The 26,807-nt window shown below is 47.2% G+C and carries 18 protein-coding genes; 4 read left to right on the top strand and 14 right to left on the bottom strand.

The window, feature by feature from the left end; translation table 11 throughout:
* Positions 1 to 320: 320 nt before the first annotated feature.
* Positions 321 to 2,114, top strand: coding sequence for a heme ABC transporter permease/ATP-binding protein CydD (gene cydD / locus JMA39_RS06200; protein ID WP_202720967.1), 1,794 nt, complete (start codon positions 321 to 323; stop codon positions 2,112 to 2,114).
* A complete protein-coding gene (gene cydC / locus JMA39_RS06195) occupies positions 2,114 to 3,853 on the top strand; it encodes a heme ABC transporter ATP-binding protein/permease CydC (RefSeq protein WP_202720966.1) in 1,740 nt (579 codons plus the stop codon). Before cydD ends, cydC begins: the two co-directional genes overlap by 1 nt.
* Before the next feature lie 100 nt (positions 3,854 to 3,953).
* Here cydC and JMA39_RS06190 read toward each other — a convergent pair whose 3' ends face one another.
* The 6 genes from JMA39_RS06190 to JMA39_RS06165 form a co-directional block, all read right to left on the bottom strand.
* Positions 3,954 to 5,834: a methyl-accepting chemotaxis protein gene (locus JMA39_RS06190; protein ID WP_202720965.1), complete on the bottom strand. Its 1,881-nt coding sequence runs from the start codon at positions 5,832 to 5,834 to the stop codon at positions 3,954 to 3,956.
* Between the two features lie 86 nt (positions 5,835 to 5,920).
* Positions 5,921 to 7,801, bottom strand: a complete 1,881-nt coding sequence (locus JMA39_RS06185; RefSeq protein WP_202720964.1) for a methyl-accepting chemotaxis protein — start codon at positions 7,799 to 7,801, stop codon at positions 5,921 to 5,923.
* Positions 7,802 to 8,150: 349 nt separating this feature from the next.
* A complete protein-coding gene (gene putA / locus JMA39_RS06180) occupies positions 8,151 to 11,345 on the bottom strand; it encodes a bifunctional proline dehydrogenase/L-glutamate gamma-semialdehyde dehydrogenase PutA (RefSeq protein WP_202720963.1) in 3,195 nt (1,064 codons plus the stop codon).
* A 776-nt stretch (positions 11,346 to 12,121) separates the two neighbouring features.
* Positions 12,122 to 12,667 carry a TIGR04211 family SH3 domain-containing protein gene (locus JMA39_RS06175; RefSeq protein WP_202721292.1) on the bottom strand — a complete coding sequence of 182 codons (546 nt, stop codon included), beginning with the start codon at positions 12,665 to 12,667 and terminating at the stop codon, positions 12,122 to 12,124.
* Positions 12,668 to 12,859: 192 nt separating this feature from the next.
* The gene (locus JMA39_RS06170) at positions 12,860 to 14,128 is read right to left on the bottom strand and encodes an inorganic phosphate transporter (protein WP_202720962.1); all 1,269 of its coding nucleotides are present in this window, start codon (positions 14,126 to 14,128) and stop codon (positions 12,860 to 12,862) included.
* Between the two features lie 25 nt (positions 14,129 to 14,153).
* Positions 14,154 to 14,834, bottom strand: coding sequence for a TIGR00153 family protein (locus tag JMA39_RS06165; protein WP_202720961.1), 681 nt, complete (start codon positions 14,832 to 14,834; stop codon positions 14,154 to 14,156).
* A gap of 232 nt (positions 14,835 to 15,066) precedes the next feature.
* Here JMA39_RS06165 and JMA39_RS06160 point away from each other — a divergent pair, with 232 nt between their 5' ends.
* A complete protein-coding gene (locus JMA39_RS06160) occupies positions 15,067 to 16,554 on the top strand; it encodes a CYTH domain-containing protein (RefSeq protein WP_202720960.1) in 1,488 nt (495 codons plus the stop codon).
* Positions 16,555 to 16,636: 82 nt separating this feature from the next.
* Here JMA39_RS06160 and JMA39_RS06155 read toward each other — a convergent pair whose 3' ends face one another.
* The 8 genes from JMA39_RS06155 to JMA39_RS06120 all read right to left on the bottom strand — a co-directional run bounded on the left by JMA39_RS06155 (position 16,637) and on the right by JMA39_RS06120 (position 23,560).
* Positions 16,637 to 17,434 carry a potassium channel family protein gene (locus JMA39_RS06155; RefSeq protein ID WP_202720959.1) on the bottom strand — a complete coding sequence of 266 codons (798 nt, stop codon included), beginning with the start codon at positions 17,432 to 17,434 and terminating at the stop codon, positions 16,637 to 16,639.
* 58 nt (positions 17,435 to 17,492) lie between these two features.
* Entirely contained in the window at positions 17,493 to 17,822 is a 330-nt protein-coding gene (locus tag JMA39_RS06150; RefSeq protein ID WP_202720958.1) for a hypothetical protein, read from the bottom strand.
* A 136-nt stretch (positions 17,823 to 17,958) separates the two neighbouring features.
* Positions 17,959 to 18,609: a hypothetical protein gene (locus tag JMA39_RS06145; protein WP_202720957.1), complete on the bottom strand. Its 651-nt coding sequence runs from the start codon at positions 18,607 to 18,609 to the stop codon at positions 17,959 to 17,961.
* A gap of 11 nt (positions 18,610 to 18,620) precedes the next feature.
* Positions 18,621 to 19,310 (bottom strand): PspA/IM30 family protein, encoded by a 690-nt coding sequence (locus JMA39_RS06140; RefSeq protein WP_202720956.1) that lies wholly within the window; start codon positions 19,308 to 19,310, stop codon positions 18,621 to 18,623.
* Between the two features lie 12 nt (positions 19,311 to 19,322).
* A complete protein-coding gene (locus tag JMA39_RS06135) occupies positions 19,323 to 19,736 on the bottom strand; it encodes a YjfI family protein (protein ID WP_202720955.1) in 414 nt (137 codons plus the stop codon).
* Between the two features lie 91 nt (positions 19,737 to 19,827).
* Positions 19,828 to 21,555, bottom strand: coding sequence for a polyamine aminopropyltransferase (locus JMA39_RS06130; RefSeq protein ID WP_202720954.1), 1,728 nt, complete (start codon positions 21,553 to 21,555; stop codon positions 19,828 to 19,830).
* A gap of 132 nt (positions 21,556 to 21,687) precedes the next feature.
* On the bottom strand, positions 21,688 to 22,587 hold the full coding sequence (locus tag JMA39_RS06125; protein ID WP_202720953.1) for a DUF350 domain-containing protein: 900 nt from the start codon (positions 22,585 to 22,587) through the stop codon (positions 21,688 to 21,690).
* Positions 22,588 to 22,600: 13 nt separating this feature from the next.
* Positions 22,601 to 23,560 (bottom strand): hypothetical protein, encoded by a 960-nt coding sequence (locus tag JMA39_RS06120; RefSeq protein ID WP_202720952.1) that lies wholly within the window; start codon positions 23,558 to 23,560, stop codon positions 22,601 to 22,603.
* Positions 23,561 to 23,912: 352 nt separating this feature from the next.
* On the opposite strand from JMA39_RS06120, the gene glnE reads away from it, so the two are divergent.
* A complete protein-coding gene (gene glnE / locus JMA39_RS06115) occupies positions 23,913 to 26,768 on the top strand; it encodes a bifunctional [glutamate--ammonia ligase]-adenylyl-L-tyrosine phosphorylase/[glutamate--ammonia-ligase] adenylyltransferase (RefSeq protein WP_202720951.1) in 2,856 nt (951 codons plus the stop codon).
* The last annotated feature ends 39 nt before the right edge of the window (positions 26,769 to 26,807 follow it).

Genomic DNA, 26,807 nt, shown 5'->3' with positions numbered 1-26,807 from the left:
ATTTAGTTGAATCTAAATTAAAGCTGAAACCGCAGCAAGCCTAGCTTGATGCGGTTTTTTTATCTCTATCACTCATCCTCCGTCTTTGTTTATAACCCCGATTTATTGATCTAGCTCAATTTTTGTGAGTCCGATAGCAAATATTCCAACCCCGTTTTATTCTGAGATTAATGCCTGCGATACTCAGCCAATATTGAGATTCATTTGCGCTTTAGCTCCAATTGAACTTAAGCCTTAGGTCAAAGTCTCTAATTAAGGTATTGAGTTTTAATTAGCAAGATGCCAAGCATCACTCCCCCTAGTCTTTAGTCTGGAATAACATGGATAAAACAGTAGAAAAAAAGCTTACAAAGTGGCTAAAACTACAGAAAAAAGCCTGTGGTTTTTATCTTAATCTGTCGGTTTTTTTCGGTGTGCTGACCGGACTCAGCTTGATGTGCCAAGCTTGGCTTATTGCCACAGTGCTACAAGGGATCATTATTGATGAGCTGCCTAAATCTGATTTTATCGATCATTTTTGGGCGTTATTATTGCTAACAATAGTGCGCGGTGGACTGGCTTTCGCCCGAGAGCGCGCCAGTTTTCAGGCTGGAGCGCGACTCCGTATGCAGATGCGTGAAGCCGTACTCGATAAGCTTGCACTGCTTGGCCCTGCATTTATCAAGGGCAAACCCGCAGGAAGTTGGGCCAGTATCGTGCTGGAGCAGGTGGAAGATCTGCAAGATTTCTACGCTCGTTACCTACCACAGGTGGTATTGGCGGGCTTCATTCCTTTGATAATTCTAGTCGCCGTGTTCCCCATAAACTGGGCCGCGGGCCTTATTCTGCTGGCGACCGCGCCACTTATTCCTATGTTCATGATTTTGGTTGGTATGGGCGCCGCCGATGCTAATCGCAAGAACTTCAGTGCGCTAGCACGTTTAAGCGGCCACTTTATGGATAGACTAAAAGGCTTATCGACCCTCAAGTTATTCAATCAAGGTGAGAAAGAGGCCAGAGTGATCCGTAAGGCCTCGGAAGAGTTTCGCGAGCGCACCATGGCCGTGCTGCGGATGGCGTTTTTAAGCTCTGCGGTACTGGAGTTTTTTGCTGCGGTATCGATTGCGGTATTGGCGGTCTATTTTGGTTTTAGCTACCTGCATCATTTGGACTTTGGTCACTACGGTGTTTCAATCAGTTTGTTTACTGGTTTATTTGTATTGATCTTAGCCCCCGAGTTTTATCAACCACTTAGAGACATGGGCACTCATTATCACGCCAAAGCGCAGGCGATTGGTGCAGCAGAAGAGCTGATGGCACTACTGGATCACCCAAGTGAGCAACATGGTGGCGATAAGAAAATTAGCGGTGCTGTAGAGATAGAGGCCAAGGATTTAACCGTCTATAGCCTCGATGGCTGCTTACTTCTAGGCCCTGTTAGTTTTAAGGTAAAAGCCGATGAGCATGTGGCTATTGTCGGCCCAAGTGGCGCGGGAAAAACCAGTTTGCTTAATGCCTTGCTGGGGTTCCTGCCTTATAAGGGACAGCTAAAGATTGCTGGTACTGAGCTAAGTGAATTAGCGCTGGACGGTTGGCGCAAACACCTAGCATGGCTTGGACAGGAGCCGCAGCTGTTTCACGGCACGATACGCGATAATATAGCCATGGGGCGAAGCTTATCTGATGAGGCGATCTATAAGCTGTTAGCGCAGGCACAGATCTTAGATTTTGTTCAGCAGCAACCACAGGGGCTCGATTACCCTATTGGTGAGCAAACTTCAGGGTTATCTGTGGGTCAGTCGCAGCGAATTGCACTGGCTCGGGCACTGGCGCAGCAGGCGCAGTTATTCATTCTCGATGAGCCAACAGCAAGCTTAGATAGCTTGAGTGAGCAGGCGGTACAATCAACACTAACCCAAGCGATGCAGGGCAAGGCCTGTGTGATGGTCACCCATAGACTAGAGAACCTGAGTGCAATGGATAAGGTCTTGGTGATAGATAAGGGCACTATTGTGCAGCAAGGGAGATATGAGCAGCTCGTGTCAGAGCCAGGTACCTTTAAACAGATGTTGGAGGAAGCCAGTAGCGTGAGTGAGTTTGATATTGGCTCTGCAGAACTTAAGGGAGATAAGTAATGAGAGCACTATTTCCTTATATTAAACGCTTTAAAAGCCAAGGCTTTATGATGTTTATCGGCCTATTTTTAAGCGTAACCACCTTGATGGCGGGGATCGGACTACTATCGTTATCTGGTTGGTTTCTGTCTGCAACCGCTGTCGCAGGATTAACCATAGCGGCGGCGCAAACCTTTAATTACTTTACCCCCGCAGGTGGAGTGCGTTTCCTATCGATTGTGCGCACCGCAAGTCGTTATGGTGAGCGTCTGGCCACCCATGAGGCAACCTTTAGTCTACTAACCGACCTGCGCTGCTGGGTTTGGAACAAACTGCTTCCCCTGAGCGCTAAAAATTTGCAAGGCGTGCGTCAAGGCGACTTGCTAAATCGTTTAGTGGCCGATATCGATACCTTAGATCACCTGTATCTGCGCTTGATGACGCCATTAGCCGCGTCATTATTGATGATGGTGGCGTTGTACTTTTTCGTCGGCCATTTTGACCCAGAATTAGCTCGCACCTTATGTAGTGTGCTGCTAGCCATCTGGTTATTGCTGCCAACAAGCTTTTACTTTCTTGGCCGCAAACCGGGAATTGCTCAGTTAGAGACCAAGCGAGCACTGCGAGTGCAGTTGTTGGAATACCTTCAAGGTCAGGCTGAGCTGACGCTGTTTGGCGCACAAAAGACGTATAGAGACAGGCTTTATCAGGCACAAAGTGTGATGATTAATAGTCAGAATGCGATGAACCGGGTGACGGCATTAAGCCAAGCTTGTTTGATTTTGTGTCATGGCTTTGCGGTGCTGCTGATGCTGTATTTAGCTGCCACAGGCGTTGGTACGGCTGTACCACCAGGACCAAGACTTGCCATGGTTGTGTTCTTAACCATGGCGACTATAGAGATGATGATGCCGCTAGCTGGCGCCTTCCAGCACTTATCGGCTTGTAGTTCGGCGGCGACCAGGCTCAATGAGGTGGTCGAGCAAGTGCCAAGTGTGACATTTGCGAAGGCGCAGAGCGCAGAAGTTACAGCAGGCAGTATTAGTCTTAAAGATATCGATTTTGGTTATCTAGACAATCAAAGCGTGCTGTCGGGATTAAATCTAGATATAGCTGCAGGACAAAAAGTAGCCCTACTTGGGCAAACGGGCTGTGGTAAATCGAGCCTGTTATCACTGCTGACCCGTGAGTGGTTACCGACAAACGGCCAGCTCACTATCGATGGTCATGATGTGGCTGAATATACCGAACAGCAACTGCGTCAATCTATGTCTGTGGTGAGTCAGCGGATCTATCTTTTCAGCGGTAGCCTGCGAGATAACTTAGCCTTAGCCATTGAGGGAGCGACTCGTAAGGATGATGACAAGCTGATCGCCGTGCTGCAAAAGGTTGGCTTAGAGAGTTTATTGCAGGGTGAAAAGCCTCTGGATACTTGGTTAGGTGAGGGTGGACGTCAGTTATCCGGTGGTGAGCAGCGCCGTATCGGTGTCGCACGAGCCTTGTTACGTGATGCGCCAATCTTATTGCTTGATGAGCCAACCGAAGGCCTGGATAAGCGTACCGAACGTGAAATTTTACGTCTGTTATTCGAGTTAGCCGAGGGCAAGACCATGTTGATGATCAGCCACCGCTTAACCGCCATGAATCAGATGGACACTATCCACTTAATGGAACAGGGTAGTATTCGTGTCAGTGGAAATCATAGCCAGTTGCTTAGCTCTGATGACTATTATGCTAGCTTGTTCCAGCGTTTAGCCTAGTGTCATCGATAAAGACCGACCACTATTGAAATCGAGTGTAAAGAAAAAGCCCTGAATTATCAGGGCTTTTTTATGGGTGATTTGGTTTGTACTGCTGGTATTAGATTTTAAAGCGAGAAACTCGCTCACTCAAACCACTTGAGGTCTGCAGCATCTCTTGGGCATTGTCACTTACCTCTTGGGTTTGCGACGACAGTAGGTGAGAGGTATCGCTGATCGCCTGTGTATTGCGGCTGATATCCTCTGAAACTGCACGCTGCTCCTCGGCCGCACTGGCGATCTGGGTCGCCATATCAGAGATCTCGGTAATAGAGTTGGTAATGCTCTCAAGGCTCAGTTTGGCTTGGTTAGCAAATTCGACACTGCTATGGGCGATCTCTGTGCTCGATGTCATCGAGGATACCGCTTGCTGGCTGTTTTGCTGCAAGGTGGTGATCATGGAGCGGATCTCTTCAGTTGAATCTTGGGTGCGGTGACTCAGTACGCGAACTTCATCGGCTACTACGGCAAAGCCACGGCCTTGCTCTCCTGCTCGCGCCGCCTCGATCGCCGCGTTAAGCGCCAGTAGATTGGTCTGCTCGGCAATTGCCTGGATTGTTGATAAGATCTTATTGATCTCTATGGCGTTCTGTTCGAGTGCTGAAACCACTTTAGATGCATCAATAAGTTGTTCAGACAAGAGCTCGATAGAGTCAGAGCTCTTAACGATAACCTCATTACCTTCGAGGCAGGCTTGGGTCGATATCTGCGCCGCATTGGCGGTCATCTCGGCATGGTTAGCGACTTCGCTAGCGGTAGCCGACATCTCATGGATCGCGGTGGCTATCTGATCTACATCTTGGTGCTGGCCATTGACGCCATCACTGGCTTTGGCCGCGATATCTGAAGAGTCATGGATCTGTTTTATCAGCTGCTCGGTATCATTTGAGATCGCTTGAACCATCTGCTGCAAACTGGCTAAGAAGCAGTTCATATGACGTTCAAGTTGACCAATCTCGTCCTGTTTCTCTGCTGCAAAACGTTGGGTTAAGTCACCGTTACCTTGAGACAGCTTTTCGATGGCGAGGCTGAGTTGTTGCAGTGGTTTAAACAGGTAGCTCACCGAAACCGAGGCAATCAGTAAAATAATTAAGGCTAATATTGCGACCGCAAACAGTGATTGTAGAATTTGTTCTTGTATCGCTTCATAGGCGAGACTCTTGTCTTCAACTAAGCCTAGGGTCCACTTAGTCCCCTTAAGCGGGGTTAAGCTGACTAGTTTGTCTTGGCCATCTTGCCACTCGATAGTTGCTATTGCATTACTCTCACGCAGCGATTGTATGTTTGAAGACGTTAGCTCATTTGCGAGTCGGCGAGCATCTTGCTGAGCGTAACTTCTATCTCTAAAGGCGAGAATTTTATTGTTTTCATCCAACAGGAAAGCAAAACCTGCGTTAGCAATATTGAGGTTATCGATCTGTTGAGTGATATAGCCGATGCTTAAGTCTGCCGCTAATACACCTGAAGCTTGGCCATTAAAGCGCTTGGCTAAGGTCACAACGGTGTCGCCGGAGATATCCACATAGGGTTTGGTGGTGATGATCTCATGGCTGTTGTAGGCATCTTGGTACCAAGGGCGAGTTCGGCCGTCAAAACCAGCAGGGATCTCAACAGTTTTATCGCCTGAGATCACCAGACCGCTTTCTAGCCCCATATACAGGTTAATAAAGCCGCCAGCTTGAATACTGAGTTCGAGCTCTTTAGCATTATCTAAACCATTTTGAAGTGGAGCCTCATTGGCTGTGATAATACGCTTCTTGTCTGCGAGCCAACTAAAGATATTGTTGCTGACCGCTTCGGCTTGAAGTGTAAAGCGGTTGGCGATGGCACTTTCTGTCTGTTGGTTTAACTGCTTGGTAGCGATAAGAGCGAGGGTGGCTGTTATAGTCACTATGACGACTAAAACGGCAAGTTGGATCTTGTGCTTAATTGTTAGGTTCATTTGTTATTATCATTTGTAAAATTGGGTCGAACAGGCGTAGGTCGCTAAAGCCCTATATTTTGCAGGGCTTTAGCGACAGTGATAGGTTAAATTTTGAAGCGTGATACGCGAGCACTTAATTCACTTGAGGTTTGCAGCATCATCTGCGCGTTGTCATTGACCTCTTGAGTTTGATTCGATAGTTCATTTGAAGTATCGCTAATCGCCTGTGTATTGCGGCTAATATCCTCTGTAACCGCGCGTTGTTCCTCTGCGGCACTGGCAATTTGGGTTGCCATGTCGGAGATCTCTGTAATCGAGTCGGTGATACGCGCTAAACTATCTTTTGCTTGATTAGCAAAGCTCACACTCGATTTAGCAATGTCGGTACTCGATGCCATCGAAGATACCGCATGCTGGCTGTTTTGCTGCAGAGTGGCGATCATGGAGCGGATCTCTTCAGTAGAGTCTTGGGTGCGATGACTCAGTACTCTTACTTCATCTGCGACCACGGCAAAGCCGCGACCCTGCTCACCGGCGCGCGCCGCTTCAATTGCAGCGTTAAGCGCCAGCAGGTTAGTTTGTTCGGCAATAGCTTGAATTGTTGACAGGATCTGGTTGATCTCAGTGGCGTTCTCTTCGAGCGCGGAAACGACCTTAGAGGCATCACCTAGTTGCTCTGACAGTTGCTCAATAGAATCACTGCTCTTAATGATAACTTCATTACCTTCCATACAGGCTTGGGTCGATACTTGCGCCGCATTAGCGGTCATCTCTGCATGGTTAGCCACTTCGCTTGCCGTCGCTGACATCTCGTGAATTGCGGTGGCTATTTGATCCACATCTTGATGTTGGCCATTTACGCCTGCGCTGGCCTTAGATGCGATATCTGAAGATTCATGGATCTGTCTTATTAGCTGCTCGGTATCGCTAGAGATCGCTTTAACCATCATCTGTAGGCTCTCAAGAAAGCGGTTCATATGGGCTTCGAGCAGGCCTATTTCATCTTGTTTGCTGGCGGCAAAACGTTGAGTCAGGTCGCCATCGCCTTTAGATAAAGTTTCAATCGCACTGGTTAATTGCTGTAGCGGCTTAAACATCTGGTTTACGATGAAAGATGCAATAACTAAGATGATGAATGCCAGCACTGCAATCACCAAAAGTTGATTGATCACTTGCTGCTCAATCATTTGATAAGCAAGGTTTTTGTCCTCAACTAAACCCAGTGTCCAGTTAGTGCCCTTTAGAGGGGTCAAACGGATAAGCTTCTCTTTACCATCTTGCCACTCGATAGTGTTGATTTCGCCGTTGTTGCGAATATTTTCAATGCTTGATGGCGTCAATGTTTGTGCGAGACGGCTGGCATCTTTTTGAGCATAACTACTATCTCTAAAGGCGAGAACCTTATTGTTTTCATCCAATAGGAAGGCGAAGCCTGCGTTCTCGCTCTGCAGGTTATTAATCTGCTCGGTTATGTAACCAATACTCAAGTCGGCAGCAATAACACCGTTCATCGCGCCACTAAAACGCTGAGCTAGTGTCACCACAGCTGCGCCAGTAATGTCGATATAGGGAGGGGTGATGATCATCTCCGAGCTGCTATAAGCCTGAGTGTACCAAGGACGAGAGCGAGGTTCATAATCGTCTGGCCAAGGCTGGCTCTTATCACCAGAGATGATATCGCCAGTATCAAATCCAGCATATACGTCGATGAAACCGCCGCTATTGATCGATAGCCATAACTCTCTATCACTGTCTAAGCCCTGTTTTATTCGGGATTCGTTAGCCTTAACGATGCGCTTCTTATCTTCTAGCCAGCTGAAGATATTATTACTTACTGCTTCAGCTTGCAGCTGGAAACGAGCTGAAATTGCCATCTCGGTATCTTGGCTGAGTTGGCGGGTTGAAAGCGTTGCCAAGGTGCTACTGATGGCAAGGATAGTCACTAAAACGGCAAGTTGAATTTTGTGCTTTATCGTAAGAGTCATTTTATTTATCACTGATAAAATTTAGGCTGAATAACCAGTTAGGCTCGTAAATTTATGGAAGCTTAGAGAAATACCATGTTTAAAAAACGACTGAATTATAGAGCAAATGTTTTTAGCATGTATATCAGTATCATGATAAATGGGAGAGTTGTCTCAAATAATATACAATGAAGAAAAGGTTACTGTGTGTACAGCTGTCTAGCGTGTTAAAGAGGTGGATAATTTACATGAAAACAATCCTGCACGGCAGTAGGTTTTGGGTGATAGTAATAACAGCTCTACCATTGGCAAAATAAAAGCCGATTGCAATGCAATCGGCTTTTTAAATTTTTCTCCTTAGGAGAGGTTACTACTCGTCACTATCACCTAGCGACAGCAGGGTTGCATTACCACCAATCGCGGTAATGTTATTGGTGCGGGTCTTTTCGGTGACAAAGCGAGTCAGGTAGTGTGGACCGCCAGCTTTTGGACCTGTGCCAGATAGGCCCTGTCCACCGAAGGGTTGTACACCTACAACCGCGCCAATTTGGTTACGGTTAATATAGACGTTACCCACATTCACTCTGCTTGCAAGGCTGAGGGCGTGTCCTTCGTTTCTGCTGTGGATACCTAAGGTCAAACCAAAGCCTGTCGAGTTGATCTCATCAATGACTTTATCAAGCTCAGACGCCTTGTAACGGATCACATGCAATATCGGACCGAAGTGCTCTTTATCTAGCACCTTGATAGAGTCTATCTCTACCGCAGTCGGTGCCACAAAGTGACCATTCTCAGTGCCCGCAGGTAACTCTAGTTGATTTAACAAGGTACCGACCTGCTTGATATGGTCGATATGGGCGTTAAGGTTTGCTTTAGCGGTGGCATCAATAACAGGGCCAACATCGGTTTTTACTAAGCCCGGGTGACCTATGCTTAGCTCTTCCATTGCTCCCTTCATCACATCGAGTACCCGGTCGGCAATATCTTCTTGTAGGAAGAGGACGCGAAGTGCGGAGCATCGTTGACCTGCGCTGGTGAATGACGAATCAATGATATCGTGGACCACTTGCTCAGGTTGAGAAGTTGAGTCGACCACCATGGCATTTTGGCCACCCGTCTCGGCAATAAGTGGGATGATCGCCCCTTCACGCATCGCCAAAGTACGGTTAATCAGTTTTGCGGTTCCCGTAGAGCCAGTAAAGCAAACGCCACCGATGCGCTCATCGGCAGTAATCGCGGCACCAACGGTAGCGCCCGTACCAGGAAGAAGTTGCAGCACTTCCTTAGGGATTCCCGCTTCGTGAGCGAGCTGAGTCGCACGGTAACCAACGAGCGATGTTTGCTCGGCAGGTTTTGCCACAACAGTGTTACCTGCTGCGAGCGCCGCAGCCACTTGTCCTATGAAGATAGCTAATGGGAAGTTCCATGGGCTGATGCAGACAAATATGCCGCGACCTTGCAAGAATAGCTCATTGAGCTCTCCCGTTGGGCCAGGAAGCAGCTCAGGCTTGGCCATCATCTTCTTAGCTTGCACCGCGTAGTAGCGGCAGAAATCTACGGCCTCTCGGACTTCATCGATACCATCTTGAATACTTTTACCCGCTTCACGGGTACAGAGCGCAATGAGTTCTTCCCGGTTTTCTTCAAGCAAGTCAGCCAGTTTTTGTAGTGCATTGGCACGCACCTCTACCGGCGTTAAACACCAAGCAGGGAAGGCGGCCTTAGCGCTTGCAAGGGCTTGCTCAACCGCTTGGTTGTTAGCAAAAGCGATTTTACCTACCACTTGGGTGGTGTCGAATGGACTCACAACCTCTTTGGTTTCGCCAGCGAGGGTCTCACCGTTAATGAGTGGGCCGGCATTCCAAGTGGTGTCTTTAAACTTGTCTAGTGCAGCGAAGAACGGCTCTGATTCAGAGATGATGTTCATATTGAGTCCCTTGGAGTTTTTACGTGACGAGCCAAAGATATCGGCTGGCTGAACGATCTTGTTATTTGAAAGCGTCTTGTATTTTTTCAAGGTCGTCAGAGGGTGAACCACAAGGGATTCGATTGCTACTTTAGGGTCGACAAGCTTATGAACAAATGAGGTGTTAGCCCCATTTTCCAACAGTCGGCGTACTAGGTAGGGCAGGAGCTCTTTATGTTCACCGATAGGCGCGTAGATGCGGATCTGGGTCGTAGGACTTTCGGCGAGCAGTGTATCGTACAGCTCTTGGCCCATGCCATGCAGACGTTGGAACTCGTAGAGACGATCGCCTGCCATATCCATGATGGCCGCAACCGATTGGGCATTATGGGTGGCGAATTGTGGATAGATGGCACCACGAGTCGCATCTGACAGTATGTAGCGCGCAGAAGCGAGATAAGAGACATCAGTACCCGCTTTACGGGTAAAGAGTGAATAGCCAGCTTCACCATTTTGCTGAGCCCATTTTAGCTCACTATCCCAATAAGCACCTTTAACGAGACGAACTGGGATCTCATCACCTTGTTCTTTTGCAAGGCGGGTGAGCCAGCAAAGAACTGGGAGGCCGCGTTTTGCATAGGTTTGAACAACGATACCCAGGAGTCCCCAGCCCTTAGCAGCATCTGAGTTGTATAGCTTTTTAAACAGCTTTAGGTGGAGTTCGAGTCTGTCCATCTCCTCGGCATCGATGGAGATCCCGACATTGAGGCTACGTCCCTGCACAATAAGTTTGATCAGCGTGTCATATAATTCGCTGAGGACTCTGTCTTCATTGGCCACTTCGTATCTTGGGTGAAGTGCTGACAGCTTGATAGAGATAGTTGGGCGAGGAGCCTGAGTTTCATCGTAATCTTGTGCGCCAAGTGCCGCGATAGCGGAAGAGTATTCAGAGAAATACTTGTCGGCGTCAGCTTTAGTGAGAGCAGCTTCGCCAAGCATGTCATAACTGTGGCTATAGCCAAGTTTGCGATTGGCCTCACTGTTTTTAAGGCCATCCTTTATGCTGGTGCCAAGAACAAACTGTTTACCCATAATCTTCATTGCTGCAAGCATAGCTTGGCGAATAACGGGCTCGCCCACTTTGTTGACTAAGCGATTAAGCAGGCTGCTTGGCTTACCGTCAACAGCTTGGTCTAGTTTGACGATTTTCCCCGTAAGCATTAAGCCCCAGGTTGATGCGTTGACTAATAGAGAATCACTCTTACTTAAATGTTCATCCCATTTGGCGCCTGATAGCTTATCTTCGATTAACGCATCAGCTGTCGCCGCATCAGGAATACGCAATAACGCCTCGGCAAGACACATCAAAATAATGCCTTCCTGTGTCTCTAGGCTGTATTGCTGCAGGAATGCATCAATACCCACCATTAGGCCTTTCTTGTCATATTGGCGAACTTTCGCTACCAAATCATGAGCTCGTTTAGTGACGCGCTGGATCTCGTCATCACTAGAGGGCACAAGTTTGATCAGTTCCGACAGATATTCATCTTCATCGACAATGTAGTTATTGGTGATGGCTTTAAACAGCTCATCGAGGGTAGCTGAGTCATAGTGACCTGCTAGAACTTCACTCGCTTTGAACATAGTAATCGCTTCCATCTTGGCCACTGGGGCTGATTGCTTGGATAAGGTGTCGCGACAAAACCTCTGTTGTTATTCTTTTGTATACAATCTAAGGCCTCCGCGCGGCCGATTATAACCATAAAATGTGACGCGTGACAATATTGCCATATTTATTGTGATCTGTGTTTGATTTTGTTTTTTTAGAATGAGCGCTAGCCCTTGTATTATAGGCGATTGGGGAAGATTAAAAATAACACAGCGTTTTAATCGGAATGGCTTTATATGCGGTTTCACTGAATTATTACCGACGGTTTTTATGGGGATTATGACTTTATAGCAATCAGTAAAATAATTACCTGATAAACCAATGTGATATTAAGGGGGGGAAGATTGCATTTAGTGATTTTGCTACGAGAGTACAAACTTTTTGTACTGCGGTTCGTGGCAATCTTAAGTAACAAAAGCCTCAACGGGGGGGGGGCAGGGAGTGATACTGATTGGTATTAAGAGAACCAAAGGATGAAAATAGCGATATAAACTGAGTTAGTCTCTAAAGTTAGTACGCGAGAGCTTCTATACAAGCTTGTGTAGGACTTAATTGGTTTAGTAGGCCTTGCAGCCGAATTACATCCGCTTGTTAACTGAGGCGTTTATGAGCGATTCTGAGGCTTACGTTGTGGTGCTGTGGTCAGGCTGTTTTAAGAGACAGGTACACTAAGATGATACCGAGTCGTAAACCTGAACCAATAAAAAAGCCTGTGTATGACTAACACAGGCTTTCTTGTTTCTGCTGGATTTTTTAACAGCGGTTCTTACCAGCGGTTCTTAGGCTTACGCTGTGGTTTAGGCAGGTAAACTAAGATGATACCGAGTAGCAAACCACCGGCAGCGATAAAACCACCTTGCTTCCACATCTCGAAACGTTCGTTCTTCTGCATGCTGGCAAGTTTTGCCTTAGCGCTATCGCGTTCGTTACTCGCACTGTCTAAGGCTTTTTGAGCCGCAGCAAGTTGAGATTTAACTTGGCTAAGCTCTTGAGCGTTGCTGTCGCTGCTATTAAGGGCTGCTTCTAGTTTGGTCTTGGTCTGCTCAAGTTCAGCTTGAATCGCTGGCAGCTTTACACGAAGGCTTGGCTTCGCACTTAGCATCTTACTCTGGATCCAGCCTTCACGACCCTTATGGTCGATTATCTTGCTGTAGTCGCCTTGAGTTTCATTAAGTGAAGTCACCTCTTGACCAGCTTCGATACTGCCCAAGATCCGGAATTGCGTCCCAGCTCCACCATGAAGGTAGATGTAAACATCATCTGAGATGTAGCGCGTTTGGTTTGCGGCAAGCAAAGAGGGGGAAAGTAGCATCATTCCCGCAATAATTAGAAGTCTTAACACTAATCTATTCTCATCTACGAAATTTAGCCCACATGCTAGGGATTTAGAGGGGTTAATGCAAGTGGCAAAAGAGGGATAAAACGCAAAAGGGAAGTTTGATACAAAAATTATCAAACTTCCCTTAATATTACGTGATTCTTGTAAAGCAGATGTTGCTCAACCTTAGTTGAAAATGCCTTTAATCATGAAGAAGAACATGATCGATAGACCCGCACCCGCAGGAAGAGTTACAACCCAAGAAACCACGATGTTACGTACAACACCGATGTTAATTGCTGCAATACCACGAGCCATACCCACACCTAGTACCGCGCCCACTAGTGTTTGCGTAGTAGAGATTGGTAGACCTGTACCCGATGCGATAACAACGGTTGATGCGGCAGCAAGCTCAGCTGCGAAACCACGACTTGGTGTAAGGTGAGTAATGTTCTTACCGATGGTTTCCATTACGCGTTGACCAAAGATAGCAAGACCTAAAACGATACCCACAGCACCTAGAGGTAGAATCCACCAAACTAATGGCGCAGTATTGTTGATCTGACCGCCGCTTTCAACAACTGATACAACAGCTGCTAGTGGGCCAATCGCGTTAGCAACGTCGTTTGAACCGTGAGCGAATGCCATACAACATGCAGTCACGACCATTAAAATTGCGAATACTTTCTCAACGTTACCGAACTGTGTTTGACGGTCAGCTTTGCTGTCCATCTTAAGGCGTTTGATGGCGATCATACCGCCAATACCAACAAGGATAGCTAGAACAACAGCTAGGGCATACGCTTCAACGTTAGTGAAGTGTAGGCCAACGTGCTTAAGTCCTTTCTTGATGGTGACTAGCGACATAACGAAGCCAGCTAGAGCCATATAGAAAGGAACGTAACGCTTAGCGTTCTCTAAAGGGTTGTCGGTATTGAAAATGAGCTTTTGTACGCTCTGGAATATCATAAAGGCGATAAAGCCTGATATTGCAGGAGTGACGATCCAAGAGCCAACGATACCACCTACTTTGCCCCAAGCTACCGCATCACTACCCACACCCACTGCGGCGAAACCAACGATGGCGCCAACAATTGAGTGAGTGGTCGATACAGGCCAGCCTAATGCAGACGCAACGATTAACCAGATACCAGCAGCAAGCAAGGCTGAAATCATACCGTAAACGAGTAGTTCAGGTGAGTTGACGAAGTAAGCCGAGTCGATAATGCCCTTACGGATCGTGCTGGTTACTTCACCACCAGCTAGATACGCACCAGCAAACTCGAAGATCATAGCGATAATGATCGCTTGTTTAATTGTAATAGCATTAGAACCTACAGAGGTTCCCATTGCATTGGCTACGTCGTTCGCGCCAATACCCCATGCCATTAAAAATCCAAATACAGCCGCAATGCCAATAAGCCACGGGCCGTTGGTGACTAGTACATCAACCATGTTATTACCTTGATAACCTTTCCGATTAGACGCGAGCTAACATTAGCTCTAGGCGGGAACCGACTCGTTCGGCAAGATCTGCCAAGTCACCAACCCACTCAATTATCTTGTAGAGGAACATTACATCTACAGGGTTTAATTCAGATTCGATAGCGTAAAGCTGTCTACGGATCTTAATCTGCAAATCATCGGTATCCTCTTCGATAGAGTCGAGTTCACCAATCATTTTTGCCACAAGATCCACTTCACGGCCTCTGAAACCTGTTTCTAGAAGGTCGTCGAGTTCGTTAATCGCTTCTTTTGACAGCGAAACTGCATCGATGCAGCGCTGTAAGTAAGCAATAAATGGTTCTTGAATTGCAGGTGGAATTACTAGCTGACGGCCGATGATACGACCTGAAATGTCTTTTGCTTTGTTAGCAATTTTATCTTGCTGGGTTAATAGCTCCAGTAAGTCGGTGCGTTCTACAGGCATAAACAGACCGCCAGGCAGAGTGAGACGAATTTCACGTTTTAGTGAGTCCGCTTCTTGCTCTGCAGAGCTAATTTGCTTGCGCAATAGAACTGCTTTGTCCCAGTCACCTGAGACAGTCGCTTCGAAAAATGGGACAAGTAATGACGCACAGTCGTATACTTTGTCGATATGCTCTTGAAGAGGCTTAATTGGCGATTTTGCAAACACGCCTAAAATAGAGTTTACTGGCATTGCCGTGTACCTATTTTGGTTATTCCACTATTGGAAAAAGCGGGCGCATGTTAACCCAAGCGGCCGCGTAAGAAAACTGTGTTTTTATATTTAAATAGACAGTTTTTTATTCTAGCTAGTTATATCCTAACTGCAAAGTGGATCCTACGGCGATATTATTACAGAAATATTACACTATGTATCTTTAGTGACAGTTTGATTAATTTTTGATGACAAGGTGAATGGTTGATCGATGGAAGCTGAAATAGAGCTGAAACTTTTTTTTAATGAGAATCAGAAGAAAAGTCTTATAAACCTGCTAGATAGCCTACCAAACTGCGATAGCAAGGGCGTTGAAAAACTAACAAATAGTTACTTTGATACTCCAGGGCTCACGCTACGAAAATGGGATATGGGGCTGCGGATCCGAGGCGTTAATGACCATTTAGAGCAGACAATTAAGACTGCTGGTCAAGTTGTAGGCGGTATCCATTCCCGGCCTGAATTTAATGTTGATATAGATCAAGATTTTCCGAAATTAAATTTATTCCCGAATGAAATTTGGCCAGCAGAGTCGAATATCGATCAAGTACAGTCAGAACTCTACTGCCTGTTTAATACAGATTTTGAGCGTCAGAGTTGGCATATTTTTGTCGATGACAGCTTAGTTGAGGTCGCTTTAGATGTCGGCGAAATTCGAGTCGATGACAGTTTTGACCCTATCTGCGAGTTAGAATTTGAGCTGCTTGCAGGTGATACTGGTGCACTATTGACCTTAGCCAGCTTAGTCAGTCGAGAAATTCCGGTACGTTTAGGTAAGGCCAGTAAAGCTCAGCGCGGCTATCAATTGGCCGGTCAATCCAGTCTTGAAACCATTGAAGCACTGAGGTTTATTGAGATTGACCCACAGCAAAGCCTTAAGCAAGTTGCGGTAAACCTGTTAGCCGTTGGCCTAGATCGTTGGCAGACCATTGAGGCGCTGATTCTAGCGCCAAACCAGTCTGTGATGGCCTTGCCGATGTTGAGCTACCGTTTACGTGCCTGTATCCGTTTGCTTAAAAGCACACTTAAGCAATTTGGATTGCTTGAAGATTCATTCCAAAGCGATTTTGACTGTATCGAGCAGCGACTGAACTTTATTGAAGAGGGGCTCAGTCTTAATAGCATCATTGAAAATAATGCCGCCTTAGTCGCTAAGTTACCTATGCATCAGGCATTGGTGGATGTGGCGATGGCGAAGATTGAGCAGCTGAACATAATAGGGCAAGTGGAGCAGTTAATTAGCGATATTTGTTATGGACGATTACAGGTGCACTTAGTCAGTCTGCTGATGCAGTTAAATGATGGTGAAGTGCTTATAGATAAAGGGCTGGATCTGAGAAGCTTTGCCGATAAGATGCAGGAAAACTCTTGGCAGAAAATTTTAGATGTGATGCCACTCGATAATCAACTCAGTAGCGCTGACTATCTTTCAGTAGCTAAAGCCTTAGACGACAGTATCTTTGTTGGTGTCGCCTATGGTGGCCTCTACAGTGAAAAATCGCGGGATCAGTTTAGAGCGCCTTGGCAGGACTTAGCTCTGGGGATCCGTACGCTAGCGGCTTACCGGCAACTAAAGTTAATTAGTGAGGCCGCTTATCTCGATATTAGCGACTGGTTAGAAAATAAAGAGCAGAGTTTAGTGCAGGCGATGGAGTTCTCGCGCCTAAGTGCAATGCGAAGCGAGCCATACTGGCGTTAATCGCTAGAGTTTAAACAGAAAAGCCCACATTTTTTTGCACTGGCAAAAAAATGTGGGCTTTTTATTAGTCGACTAGATAGGGTTAATCAGACTTGTTGTCTTGTATAGCTTGTTTAAGCTCGTCAATTTCGGCGAGCAGTTTTTGCTGATTATCTTCCATCCGTCGCAAACTGATATTGAGCTCGGAGCGGATCTCTTCGGTGTGACTATCGAGCTTTTCAGCTTCATCGGGTGAGACAAAAACCGATGCCATATAACCTGAAATCACACCAAAGAAACTCACACCACAAACAATGACGACGCCACCTATGATATGCCCTGCGGTGGTGACAGGATAATAATCACCATAACCTACGGTGGAGATGGTTACCAAGGCCCACCAAATTGCACTCTCGGCAGTGTCGATATTAGCGCCTTCGACACCACTTTCCACAATCAATACTAAAACAGACGAGAAGGTTAAGATGGTGATAAGTGCGACTAACAGGCTGGCTATTGTCGCTTGTTTGCGCTGTTTGAGCATAGGGACAATCAATGAGCGGGTCATACGAATGAGGCGGATCACTCGCAAGATCTGAAACAGACGCGCCATACGCAGGGCTTCGATGGCGGGGATACTCGCAACGAAGTCGATCCAATGGCTTTTTAGATAATCGGTTTTTCCGCTTGCTTTAAAGAGTTCGTAAAAGAAGTTAGACATGAAGATAAGACAGATACTGAAATCTATCATAAACAATAGGCGCTTTGTTTCGCCATCGACGCGACCGAATGTCAGCACCAGAACCACAATCACCGACAGTAGCGATAGCAGCATCATAGCGAGTTGACCGGGAGTGGGAGGCGTTTCTGGCTGAAGTATCCAGCGTTTTTTATTAGCCATAGTTTAGGTCCATCTTCATAGGTGCCAGCAAATAGCCATCTGGCACCGTGTTTTGTGCCTATTTATCAGCACTAAATTGTATTAAATCATCTAATACATATTTTTTAATTTCAAGTTGTTGCTCTGCGGATAGATTATATTTCTGAGCTAAAATTTCATAATCACTCGGGCTTAATGATACGGTGAGGCGGGGACGCTTAGGGCGTTTAGTCACGCTTAAGCCGAGAATTTCCCTGATCTGATCCGATGGACTCACCCCTGCATCGAGCGCAGCCTTACGAATAGCATATTGGAACTTTTCATCCAGATCGAAGGCAATTTGAGTCGCTTTGGCCGCTTTTTGGTTCTGTTGCCACTGCGGAGGAAGAGGATTTTTTTGTTTGGTCATGGGTGAGGTACCTAATTTTACCAATCCGTATTAACAAGGTGCGGGCGTATTAACAAGGTGAAAAATTGTTTCCATGCTACCACTCATTGGAGCTGAAACAAAAAATGGCTCTAGATCTGTATCTAGAACCATTCATTTAAGTGCCTGGCCAATACTCTCTGATATCGGATAAAGGTCGGTAGAGGGTGAGCATCACATCGGTTTCACCGCTTTCATAGACCTCGACATCGACAGCCTTGTCTTCGTTATCGTCAAGTAGCTGATAGGACTCAAACGGCTCTCCCGTTGCACCGTCGGCGTCTTGAGGAGGTCTAAGGCCACGGTAGTCTTGGCGGTGGAAATAGCCAAAACTGCCTGAAGTCACTTGATGATAATGAGGTGACAACCACTGCTCATAATCACTCAAGTCAGATGATAGCAGTTGCGTATCAAGCTCAGCCTTACCAGCATCTTCGAAGATCTCGCTAAACTGATCGAGATCGAAGAACTGCTCAACCTGACCTCGACTTAATTTAATCGAAAGGGCGAGATAGGTTTCGTCATCTTCATCAAGATTAAGAAAAATCGCATCGCCACTGTGACCTTTTAACACCCACTCTGTTTGCTGTTTACGCTGATACTCATAGGTATTCACCGCTTCAACTCGCAGTTGCTGACCACGAAGTTGTGGTGGCAGTGCAAAACTATCATCAAGGGAGATCATATCTCCCTTGTTGAGTTTTGATGGGTGGTCGAGTTGACGTTTAGGTTCCTCTTTTTTGCCAAATAGGCGGCTTAGAAATCCCACGCCAGTCTCCTTTAACCTTTACGTGCTTTAATGCGATCGAGAACAGCATTAGCGTTAGACTTCTGTTCGCCAATACCTGCTTCGGCTAGCTTGTCATGCAATGCTTTATCGCTGTTCTCTTCCGCTAGGGTTTCAGAGGCTTTTAAGCGATCATCGAATGATTGCTGACGTGCCTTGATACGCTCTAGTGAATCCTTAGCGTTAAGAAGCTTTGAGTTGCTGCCCGCAAACGAATCAGTAATCGTCGCAGTGGCTTTTTGCACGCTTTCAGTGGTCTTAACCATAGTTAGCTGGCGCTGATAATCGGCAACTTGACGCTCAGTCTTACGCACAAGCTCTTTTAGACGAGTCGCATGGGCGCTAAAGCTGTCATTAGCAGATTGTTGATCAGCAAGTTCTTGATCAAGCTGTGCAATTTTCTCTGCTACTTCAAGTGCTAGTGGCTCGTTACCTTTTTCAAGGGCTTGAGTCACATAACCTTCGTGCTCGGCAATAGAGCGCTTTAGGCGATCGACTTCGCGGCTCGCTTGCATCTCTTTAGCCATCACTTCAGTTAAGTCACGCTTAGCCTTAGTAAGGTGCTTCTCTGCATCACGAATTTCTTGTTCGAAGATACGAGTAGAGTTTGCATCTACGATGCCTTGGCCAACTTCAGTAGCACCGCCACGGAAGGCCGTAAGAATTTTGTTTAGAATGCCCATGATGTGGCTCCTTTAATTCAGGTAATCGACGAGTTCGTCGATTACTTCGAGACAATTATCAGAAAGAACAGATAGCTCCTGCTCAATCTCTTGCATGCTTGAGTGCACCGATAGTGCACCATAAACCACGTACTTATCGTCAATCTTGGCAAACGATGACAGTGGCATTGGAATGTTGAGCTCTAACATGGTCTCAAACATCTCTGCACGACGTTCTTGATTTACTTCATCCTCGCCCCATAAATAGCTGATGCAAAGGATCTGGTTGTCCGTGACCGATACGAATACCGGGATCTCTTCACGACCAACTACGTTAACTTGTAAGACTTCCACGTCACCATTAATTGGATAACAATCAAATTGAAAGCCAGTATGGCTGTTGTCGCCAAGTTCATTTAGGTGGTTGGCAATTGTGTGGATATTCATATTTGTCCTTATTGACATATTATGTCTGTGATTAAAGATAACACCGCGACATAATATGTCAAGCGCTATCTTTACGATTCAAAAATAAACTCTACTGATTTTCTAACCAAGCCTGCTGATGATATTGATACAGCTGGCTTGAACCTAAAACATTGGGCTTAATCTCTGGCTTGTGCTGATAAAAATTCCCCGGAAACTCAAAAGCTGCATGGATCAGTCCTGGGGTTAGCCAAGGATCATCCACGGGCAATTGCTGCACACTTTGTAGCCTAGCTCGGGCACTTTTTCCACCTAAGGTGGCAATACTCCAGCCCCATTCACCAAAACTAGGAACATTATGGTGGTATTGATCGACATTAAAGCCTGCAAGCTCCAAGGTCTTACCCACCGAAATAAAGGCGTTAGGGGCATGGTAAGGTGACGTCGACTGTATGGTTAAGGCAGCGTCATTACTCATTAGTTCCTTTAGCTTTAAATAGAATGCATCGGAATAGAGCTTATTAAGATCTGGATGGCTTGGGTCGGGCAGATCGACAATAATCGCATCGAACTTTTCTTCTTTCGCCAGCAACTTATCGACACCGTTAAAGGCATCGTCATACATTATTCTGACTCTGGGATCGTTTAGTGCATCTTGATTGAGCGCCAATAGTGCCTTACTCAAATTCTCAGGCATATCGCTCGATGGTTGCTTAAACAGCTCTACCAGCTCACTATCCAGATCCATCAGGGTTACTTGCTCGGGTTGCCATTGCAGCACTTGAGTCAGGCCTAAGCCGTCACCGCCGCCAATGATTAACACCTTGTCGTGACGAGCGCTGGCCGCCATGGTTGGGTGTACCAAGAAGGAGTGATAGATATGCTCATCACTACTAGAGAACTGCAGTCGACCATTGATATAGAGCGAGTGCACAGGCCCTAGGCCGTTGCCTCTTAAACGCTCGGTAAAGGTTAGCTGCTGAAAGCGGGTCGCTTTGGCATAAACGACCTTGTCTTTATAGAGCAGGTTATTGAAACTCTGCTCCCATGAAGGACCATGCAGAGCCAATAACACTAAGATCCCAGTCGCGATAAAGTGACCTATTAATAGCAGTTTTACATGACGTATTTGATGCCAGAAGCGCCAGATAAACAGAAAACCAGCGAGTAGGTTAAAGCTTGCCGTGAGCGCCGCTGCCAGCTGAATATCGATTGCCAGCATAAAGCCGACCCAGATGGCCGCACCAATACCGGCACCAACATAGTCAGCGCCATAGATGGTTCCTGCGTTGTGCATTAGGTGCGCTTCAGACAGTGCTTGGCGCACGCGGGCAATAAGCGGGATCTCCATACCTATCATCAGGCCGAGCAATACCCCCCACACATAAGGCAGATATTCGCTGAGTTTTTGCAAGGTACCTATAAAGCCGCCATCGGGCAGCTGATCGGCGGGTAGGCCAAGGGTATTGGCGATAACAAGGGGTAACTGCTGACCAAAGCCAATCACGGCGGCAGTGATTAAGATCGCCAACGAGCCACAAAGGGCGACGCAGAGCTCCAATACTGCAAAGCCAGTGAAGGCGCAGTGAATTTTACGGGCGGCAAAGGCGCCGAGGCCCATGGAGACGATCATCAGGCCGATCATGGTGTAGATGGCGGCTTCGAGCGCCCCGAGAATACGCCCTGCATAATGGGACAGCAGGTATTCATAGATCAGGCCGCAGCCTGCGAGCACGGCCATGATACCGAGCAGTAAGGCATCGTCGAACCAGCCGAGTTTGCCTGATTCTATGGTTTTATTATGGGTTGAAGTGGTAGTGCTGCTTGAGTTGGTTTGCATTGGGTGTCTGTAGCTTATTGATTATAGATAATTCTTAGTCGTGATAGTCGCTATTAAAAATCCTGTTAATCGACTTTCACTAAGCAAGGCGATCGAAAAGGGAGCGCACCGAGCGCTCCCTTTTACTTAACCTTAGGCCATCAAGGCCGCGAGGATAATCGCAATTGAGACGCTGATCGCCATCTCCACGGCTGCAAGACCGATATTGTGTTGCTTCTCAACCTCTTCACATAGATTGATCTTGGCCAACACCAGTTTTTTAACGAGTTTGATAAGCAGTGACAGAGAGAGCAGCATCACTATTGAGAAGATCAGCCAGCCGATCAAGTTCGCTACATAGGCGTGCGGGTCGAAGATAATAAAGTGACTCGCAGCGTTAAAGCTAAAGGCCATGGCAAGCATATAGCCACTATGGCGAATCGCCAGTGCCACATGCCCTTGAGCAAAGGCATCTTGCATCGATGCACCTTGGTTACGCTTAGCATAACGGTTCTCGCGCGCACGGGTGAGTAGCACAAGCATCAGCTGAGAAATGGCAAAGGCACTAAAGATAGCGATAAAGGTATAAACCGTAAGATCTTCTGCCCACAGGAGTACCGAGCGGATGATAATCGCTGTGGCAATCGCTGCGGTGGCATCGACGATGGCGACCGAGAGGTTGCCCTTAAGGATTAACGCGTTCTTATCGATATCATTGAGGGCTATTTTATCGTGTAGGAAACGGCCAAGTTTTATCAGCACAAGACCGAATAGGCCATAGGCTGTCATGCCTATCGCCTCGACTAAGTAGGACTCGGCGGCTTCACCGGTAATTGCACCGGTTAGCACGATACCCAGCGCCATCACGGCTCCGGCGGTACTAATACCGAAGGCAAAGTTGTCGTTTTCGGCTAGCTCATGGCGACTATTAACCTTTACCGTCCATCCCTGTAGGTAGCGCATCAAAGCCAGCAACAGCACGGCGATGGTGATATCGATAATTAGGATGATCATCAGCTCTGGGGTGAGGCCGTGGTTTTGTAAAAATGTCATAAGGGTTCCTTAATTATTTGCCTCGGCGAACACCGCGAGTGGTACGACTGCTGGAATTACGGAAGCTGCTGTCCTTAGAGTAGTTAGAGCGGAACTTGCTCTTACTGCTCGCGGTGCGTCCTGTTGAACTGGCTTTTGGCGTGCTGCTACTTTGTCTCGAAAGACTAGTTGAGCCGGTACGCGACTTAGCATAGGGGCTATCAAACTTACGACCTTGAGAATTAAACTGTTTCTTAGTGCGCTCATAGGTTTGAGTCTGTGCTCTAGCCTGTTTTGGCGAGGTATAGCGGTAGCGGCCAACATCGTTGTAGTAACTGTAGTTACGGCGGCTAGACCAGCGATCGTAACCGATTGGGCCGCGGGTCAGGTTAGAGAACATGGAATACATGCCGTACCAAGCCCAGAATGACATACCGTTTGAGCCAGTCTGCCAGCTACCGTAAGCTGGGTTGCCCACTAATTGACTGCCGGCACCAAAGTCTTCTGCGCCATTGGCAAGCGCAGCAGCTTCACGGCTAATAGAGTTAACCCGTGCGAGTGCGCCACCAGACATATCGGCGACCACGTTAAGGGGATCGGACAGCATATCGTTATACAGACTCGGGTCCGCCGCTTGGTAAAGGTTTTCTACCTCGGCTAACTGCTGGTCGATATCGACAAAGTTCGCAGGATTCTGTGATTCGGTTAAGCGCCGCGTGAGCGAGGTAAACATCGGCCCACGATTAGTTGCATCGGTGGCAAGCTCGTTTAGTAAGGGGCTTAAATCGGGCTTTTGCTTCTCCAATACTTGCACGTATTGCTTTAGCAAATTCGCATTGCGGATCTGACCGTCACTTAGCATAGTGCTAAGGGTATCCAAGCGCTGCTGTGTTAGCTGCTGATACTTAGCCACTTGAGCAGGTCTGTCATCGCCGCATCCTGCGAGGGCGAAAACCATTAAGACGGTGAGAACGCGGGTTAGCATTCCTGCCATAGTTTCTCCAAATTGGGTTATTTTACTTAAAGTGGCCAAGTCCATATCACTTAATGCGAAGACAAGTAGGCCTATAAGACCGAAGATATCTTAGCTTATTAAGTCTGTTTCTACTTGCTGAAACATTGAATTCGCAAGAGAAATTATTTGGCGTTACTGCAATTGCCACTGCTTGAGTATAGTATTGCCTATTAGAGCACAAAAATACTACCGTTCCTGCTTTCATAGCGCAGTTAGAGAAAATAGCCTCAACTGGCCAACATTATTTGAAAAAGTTGCTCACAATTATTCACGCTCTATCTATATCATCAACGACATAATATGTCGATATACAAAATTGTTAGGGATTATTATGCACACGGCTTCACTGGGTAATAAGCTTGTCTCCACTCAAATGGCTGCGACTGCAGAACTGTATTGGCAAAGACTGAATGATAGCTCGGCGCAATTAGTGTCATCATTGACGCAAGCACAGCAACAAGAGCTAAAAACTGTCTTTGCGTTGAGTGACTTTATCGGCACGCAACTATGTCGTAACCCTGACTGGATCCCCGCATTATTCGAGCATGAGCTGCATAATATTGAGCGCCAAGGCTTTGATGGTGAGCTGAGTGAACTGTTAACGCCAGTTACCGATGAGGAGCAGGTAAAACGTATTTTACGTCAGTACCGTAATCGTCAGATGGTACGCATCGCTTGGCGTGATTTTTTTGATTATAGCGAGATCAAAGAGTCATTATTAGATCTATCCGCCTTGGCAGAAGCGTTAGTGATTGCCGCTCGCGACTGGTTGTATAAAGAGATGTGCACCTCACAGGGCACCCCAAGTGATAGGCAAGGCAAGCCACAGAAGCTATTGATCTTGGGCATGGGCAAATTAGGGGGGCGAGAGCTGAATTTCTCCTCCGATATCGATCTGATCTTTACCTTCCCCGAGCATGGCGAAACCATCGGCGGACGCCGCGCCATAGAGAACCAACAGTTCTTTATCCGTATGGGGCAGCGCCTAGTTAACCTATTGAATCAGGTCACGGTAGATGGCTTTGTGTATCGCGTCGATATGCGCCTGCGCCCCTACGGTGAAAGTGGACCATTAGTGGTGAGCTTCAGTGGCTTAGAAGATTATTACCAAGAGCAGGGACGTGACTGGGAACGCTATGCCATGGTCAAAGCGCGTGCGCTCGGGCCTTGGACATCGGATTCTGACGAGCTACATGATCTGCTCAGACCCTTTGTTTACCGCCGCTATTTGGATTTTTCGGCCATTGAGTCACTGCGAAAAATGAAGGGCTTGATCACCCAAGAGGTACGCCGCAGAAAGCTCACCGACAATATTAAGCTCGGTGCCGGTGGTATTCGTGAGGTCGAGTTCGTGGTGCAGAGTTTTCAGCTTATTCGTGGTGGTCGCGAGCCCGCATTGCGTCAGCAGAGTCTGTTTGGCGCGATCAATACCCTTTACCAGATGGGGCAGCTGGAATACTTGGCCGTTGATGAGCTTGAAAAAAGCTATATCTTGCTGCGCCGAGTCGAGAATTTACTGCAGGCGATTAACGATGAGCAGACGCAAACCCTGCCGAGCGATGAGCTTAACTGGCAACGATTATGTTATGCCCTCAATGCCGATACCGAGATGGATCTGCGCGAGCAAATCGAGACCGCGATGAGGCAGATCCACCGCCACTTTAACGATGCCGTCGGTGGTAATAATCTTGATGATCATAATGAGACCTGGACCCAGCAGCTATGGAATGCCTATGAAGATGATCACGCCTTAGCCATATTAGAGGAGCAGGGCATAGATGACGAGAAGCTCTGGCCTCTGCTTAATAGTTGGCATGAAACAGTGGTGCGCCGCACCATTGGTCCTAGAGGGCGCGAGACCTTAGATAAATTGATGCCTAAGCTCTTGTGTGAGTTTACCTCAGTGGCAACCCCCTCAAAAGCATTTGAGCAGGTGTCTAAGGTGTTAGATCAGATCTTAACTCGAACAACCTATCTTGAACTCTTGTGTGAAAACCCCGGTGCGAGGCAGCAGCTGGTCAGCCTTTGTCTTGCAAGCCCGTGGATTGCAGAGCAGCTAGCCAAGTTTCCTATGTTGCTCGATGAGCTTATCGACCCGGCGCAGCTCTATGACACCACATCCCTCGATGATTACGGCAGTGAACTGCGCCAATATCTGCTTAGAGTACCCGAGGATGATATGGAGCAGCAGATGGAAGCGCTGCGCCAGTTTAAGTTATCACAGCAGTTAAAGATTGCTGCCGCAGATGTGACTGGAGTATTGCCTGTGATGGAGGTGAGTGACCACTTGACCTTCCTCGCCGAAGCGATTATCGAGCAGGTGGTACATCAGGCATGGGCACAGGTGAGTGCCCGTCATGGCGTGCCTGAAAACCTTAAAGACAACGAGATGGGGTTTGCCGTCGTCGGTTATGGCAAGGCCGGGGGGATCGAGCTTGGCTACGGCTCAGACTTGGATCTGGTCTTTCTTCATAATGGCAGCCAAGCTGGGCAGACTAACGGCGACAGAGCGATCGATATCGGCCACTTCTATTTAAAGCTGGCTCAACGAGTGTTGCATCTCTTTTCGACCCGTACTAACTCAGGTGAGCTCTATGAGGTGGACATGCGTCTAAGACCCTCTGGCGCATCAGGGTTATTGGTTAGTGAAATCGAACATTTTGGCGAGTACCAGCGCAACGATGCCTGGACCTGGGAGCATCAAGCCTTGGTGAGGGCGCGCTTTATGTTTGGTGATGCTTCCCTTTCCAGTCGATTCAATGAACTAAGGGCGGAAGTGCTTGAGACGCGGCGGGATAACGAGACTCTGGCCAAAGATGTGCGAGAGATGCGGCTTAAGATGCGCGATCATCTATTAAGAGTCGACGAGGGAATGTTCGATCTTAAGCAGAGCTGCGGCGGTATTGCCGATATCGAGTTTCTCGCCCAGTACCTAGTGTTAGCTCACGCTTGCGATCACAAGTCACTGTCGTTTTGGTCTGATAATGTGAGGATCTTCGCCGAGCTTGCCGAGTTAGAGCTGCTACCTTTTGAGACCGCACAGCTATTAACTCAGGTCTATTGCCACCTGCGCGATGAAAGCCATAGGTTGGTACTGCAGCAGAAGAAGCCTGTGTTGCCGATAGATGACGTTAAGCCTTATAGCGAGCAAATTGAGGTTATCTACCAAGAGATCTTAGGCGGATAATTAGCGCCAGTTAATACCACAGCTTTTAGCGAATAAAGC

This window comes from Shewanella schlegeliana (assembly GCF_016765635.1).
Classification (GTDB): domain Bacteria; phylum Pseudomonadota; class Gammaproteobacteria; order Enterobacterales; family Shewanellaceae; genus Shewanella; species Shewanella schlegeliana.
Note: the sequence above shows the minus strand (reverse complement) of the source record. Positions and strands in the feature narration are given on the sequence as shown.

Excerpts from the sequence above, each read along its gene's own strand:
- cydD (WP_202720967.1), top strand. The coding sequence starts at position 321 with ATGGATAAAACAGTAGAAAAAAAGCTTACAAAGTGGCTAAAACTACAG.
- cydC (WP_202720966.1), top strand. The coding sequence starts at position 2,114 with ATGAGAGCACTATTTCCTTATATTAAACGCTTTAAAAGCCAAGGCTTT.
- JMA39_RS06190 (WP_202720965.1), bottom strand. The coding sequence starts at position 5,834 with ATGAACCTAACAATTAAGCACAAGATCCAACTTGCCGTTTTAGTCGTC.
- JMA39_RS06185 (WP_202720964.1), bottom strand. The coding sequence starts at position 7,801 with ATGACTCTTACGATAAAGCACAAAATTCAACTTGCCGTTTTAGTGACT.
- putA (WP_202720963.1), bottom strand. The coding sequence starts at position 11,345 with ATGGAAGCGATTACTATGTTCAAAGCGAGTGAAGTTCTAGCAGGTCAC.
- JMA39_RS06175 (WP_202721292.1), bottom strand. The coding sequence starts at position 12,667 with ATGCTACTTTCCCCCTCTTTGCTTGCCGCAAACCAAACGCGCTACATC.
- JMA39_RS06170 (WP_202720962.1), bottom strand. The coding sequence starts at position 14,128 with ATGGTTGATGTACTAGTCACCAACGGCCCGTGGCTTATTGGCATTGCG.
- JMA39_RS06165 (WP_202720961.1), bottom strand. The coding sequence starts at position 14,834 with ATGCCAGTAAACTCTATTTTAGGCGTGTTTGCAAAATCGCCAATTAAG.
- JMA39_RS06160 (WP_202720960.1), top strand. The coding sequence starts at position 15,067 with ATGGAAGCTGAAATAGAGCTGAAACTTTTTTTTAATGAGAATCAGAAG.
- JMA39_RS06155 (WP_202720959.1), bottom strand. The coding sequence starts at position 17,434 with ATGGCTAATAAAAAACGCTGGATACTTCAGCCAGAAACGCCTCCCACT.
- JMA39_RS06150 (WP_202720958.1), bottom strand. The coding sequence starts at position 17,822 with ATGACCAAACAAAAAAATCCTCTTCCTCCGCAGTGGCAACAGAACCAA.
- JMA39_RS06140 (WP_202720956.1), bottom strand. The coding sequence starts at position 19,310 with ATGGGCATTCTAAACAAAATTCTTACGGCCTTCCGTGGCGGTGCTACT.
- JMA39_RS06135 (WP_202720955.1), bottom strand. The coding sequence starts at position 19,736 with ATGAATATCCACACAATTGCCAACCACCTAAATGAACTTGGCGACAAC.
- JMA39_RS06130 (WP_202720954.1), bottom strand. The coding sequence starts at position 21,555 with ATGCAAACCAACTCAAGCAGCACTACCACTTCAACCCATAATAAAACC.
- JMA39_RS06125 (WP_202720953.1), bottom strand. The coding sequence starts at position 22,587 with ATGACATTTTTACAAAACCACGGCCTCACCCCAGAGCTGATGATCATC.
- JMA39_RS06120 (WP_202720952.1), bottom strand. The coding sequence starts at position 23,560 with ATGGCAGGAATGCTAACCCGCGTTCTCACCGTCTTAATGGTTTTCGCC.
- glnE (WP_202720951.1), top strand. The coding sequence starts at position 23,913 with ATGCACACGGCTTCACTGGGTAATAAGCTTGTCTCCACTCAAATGGCT.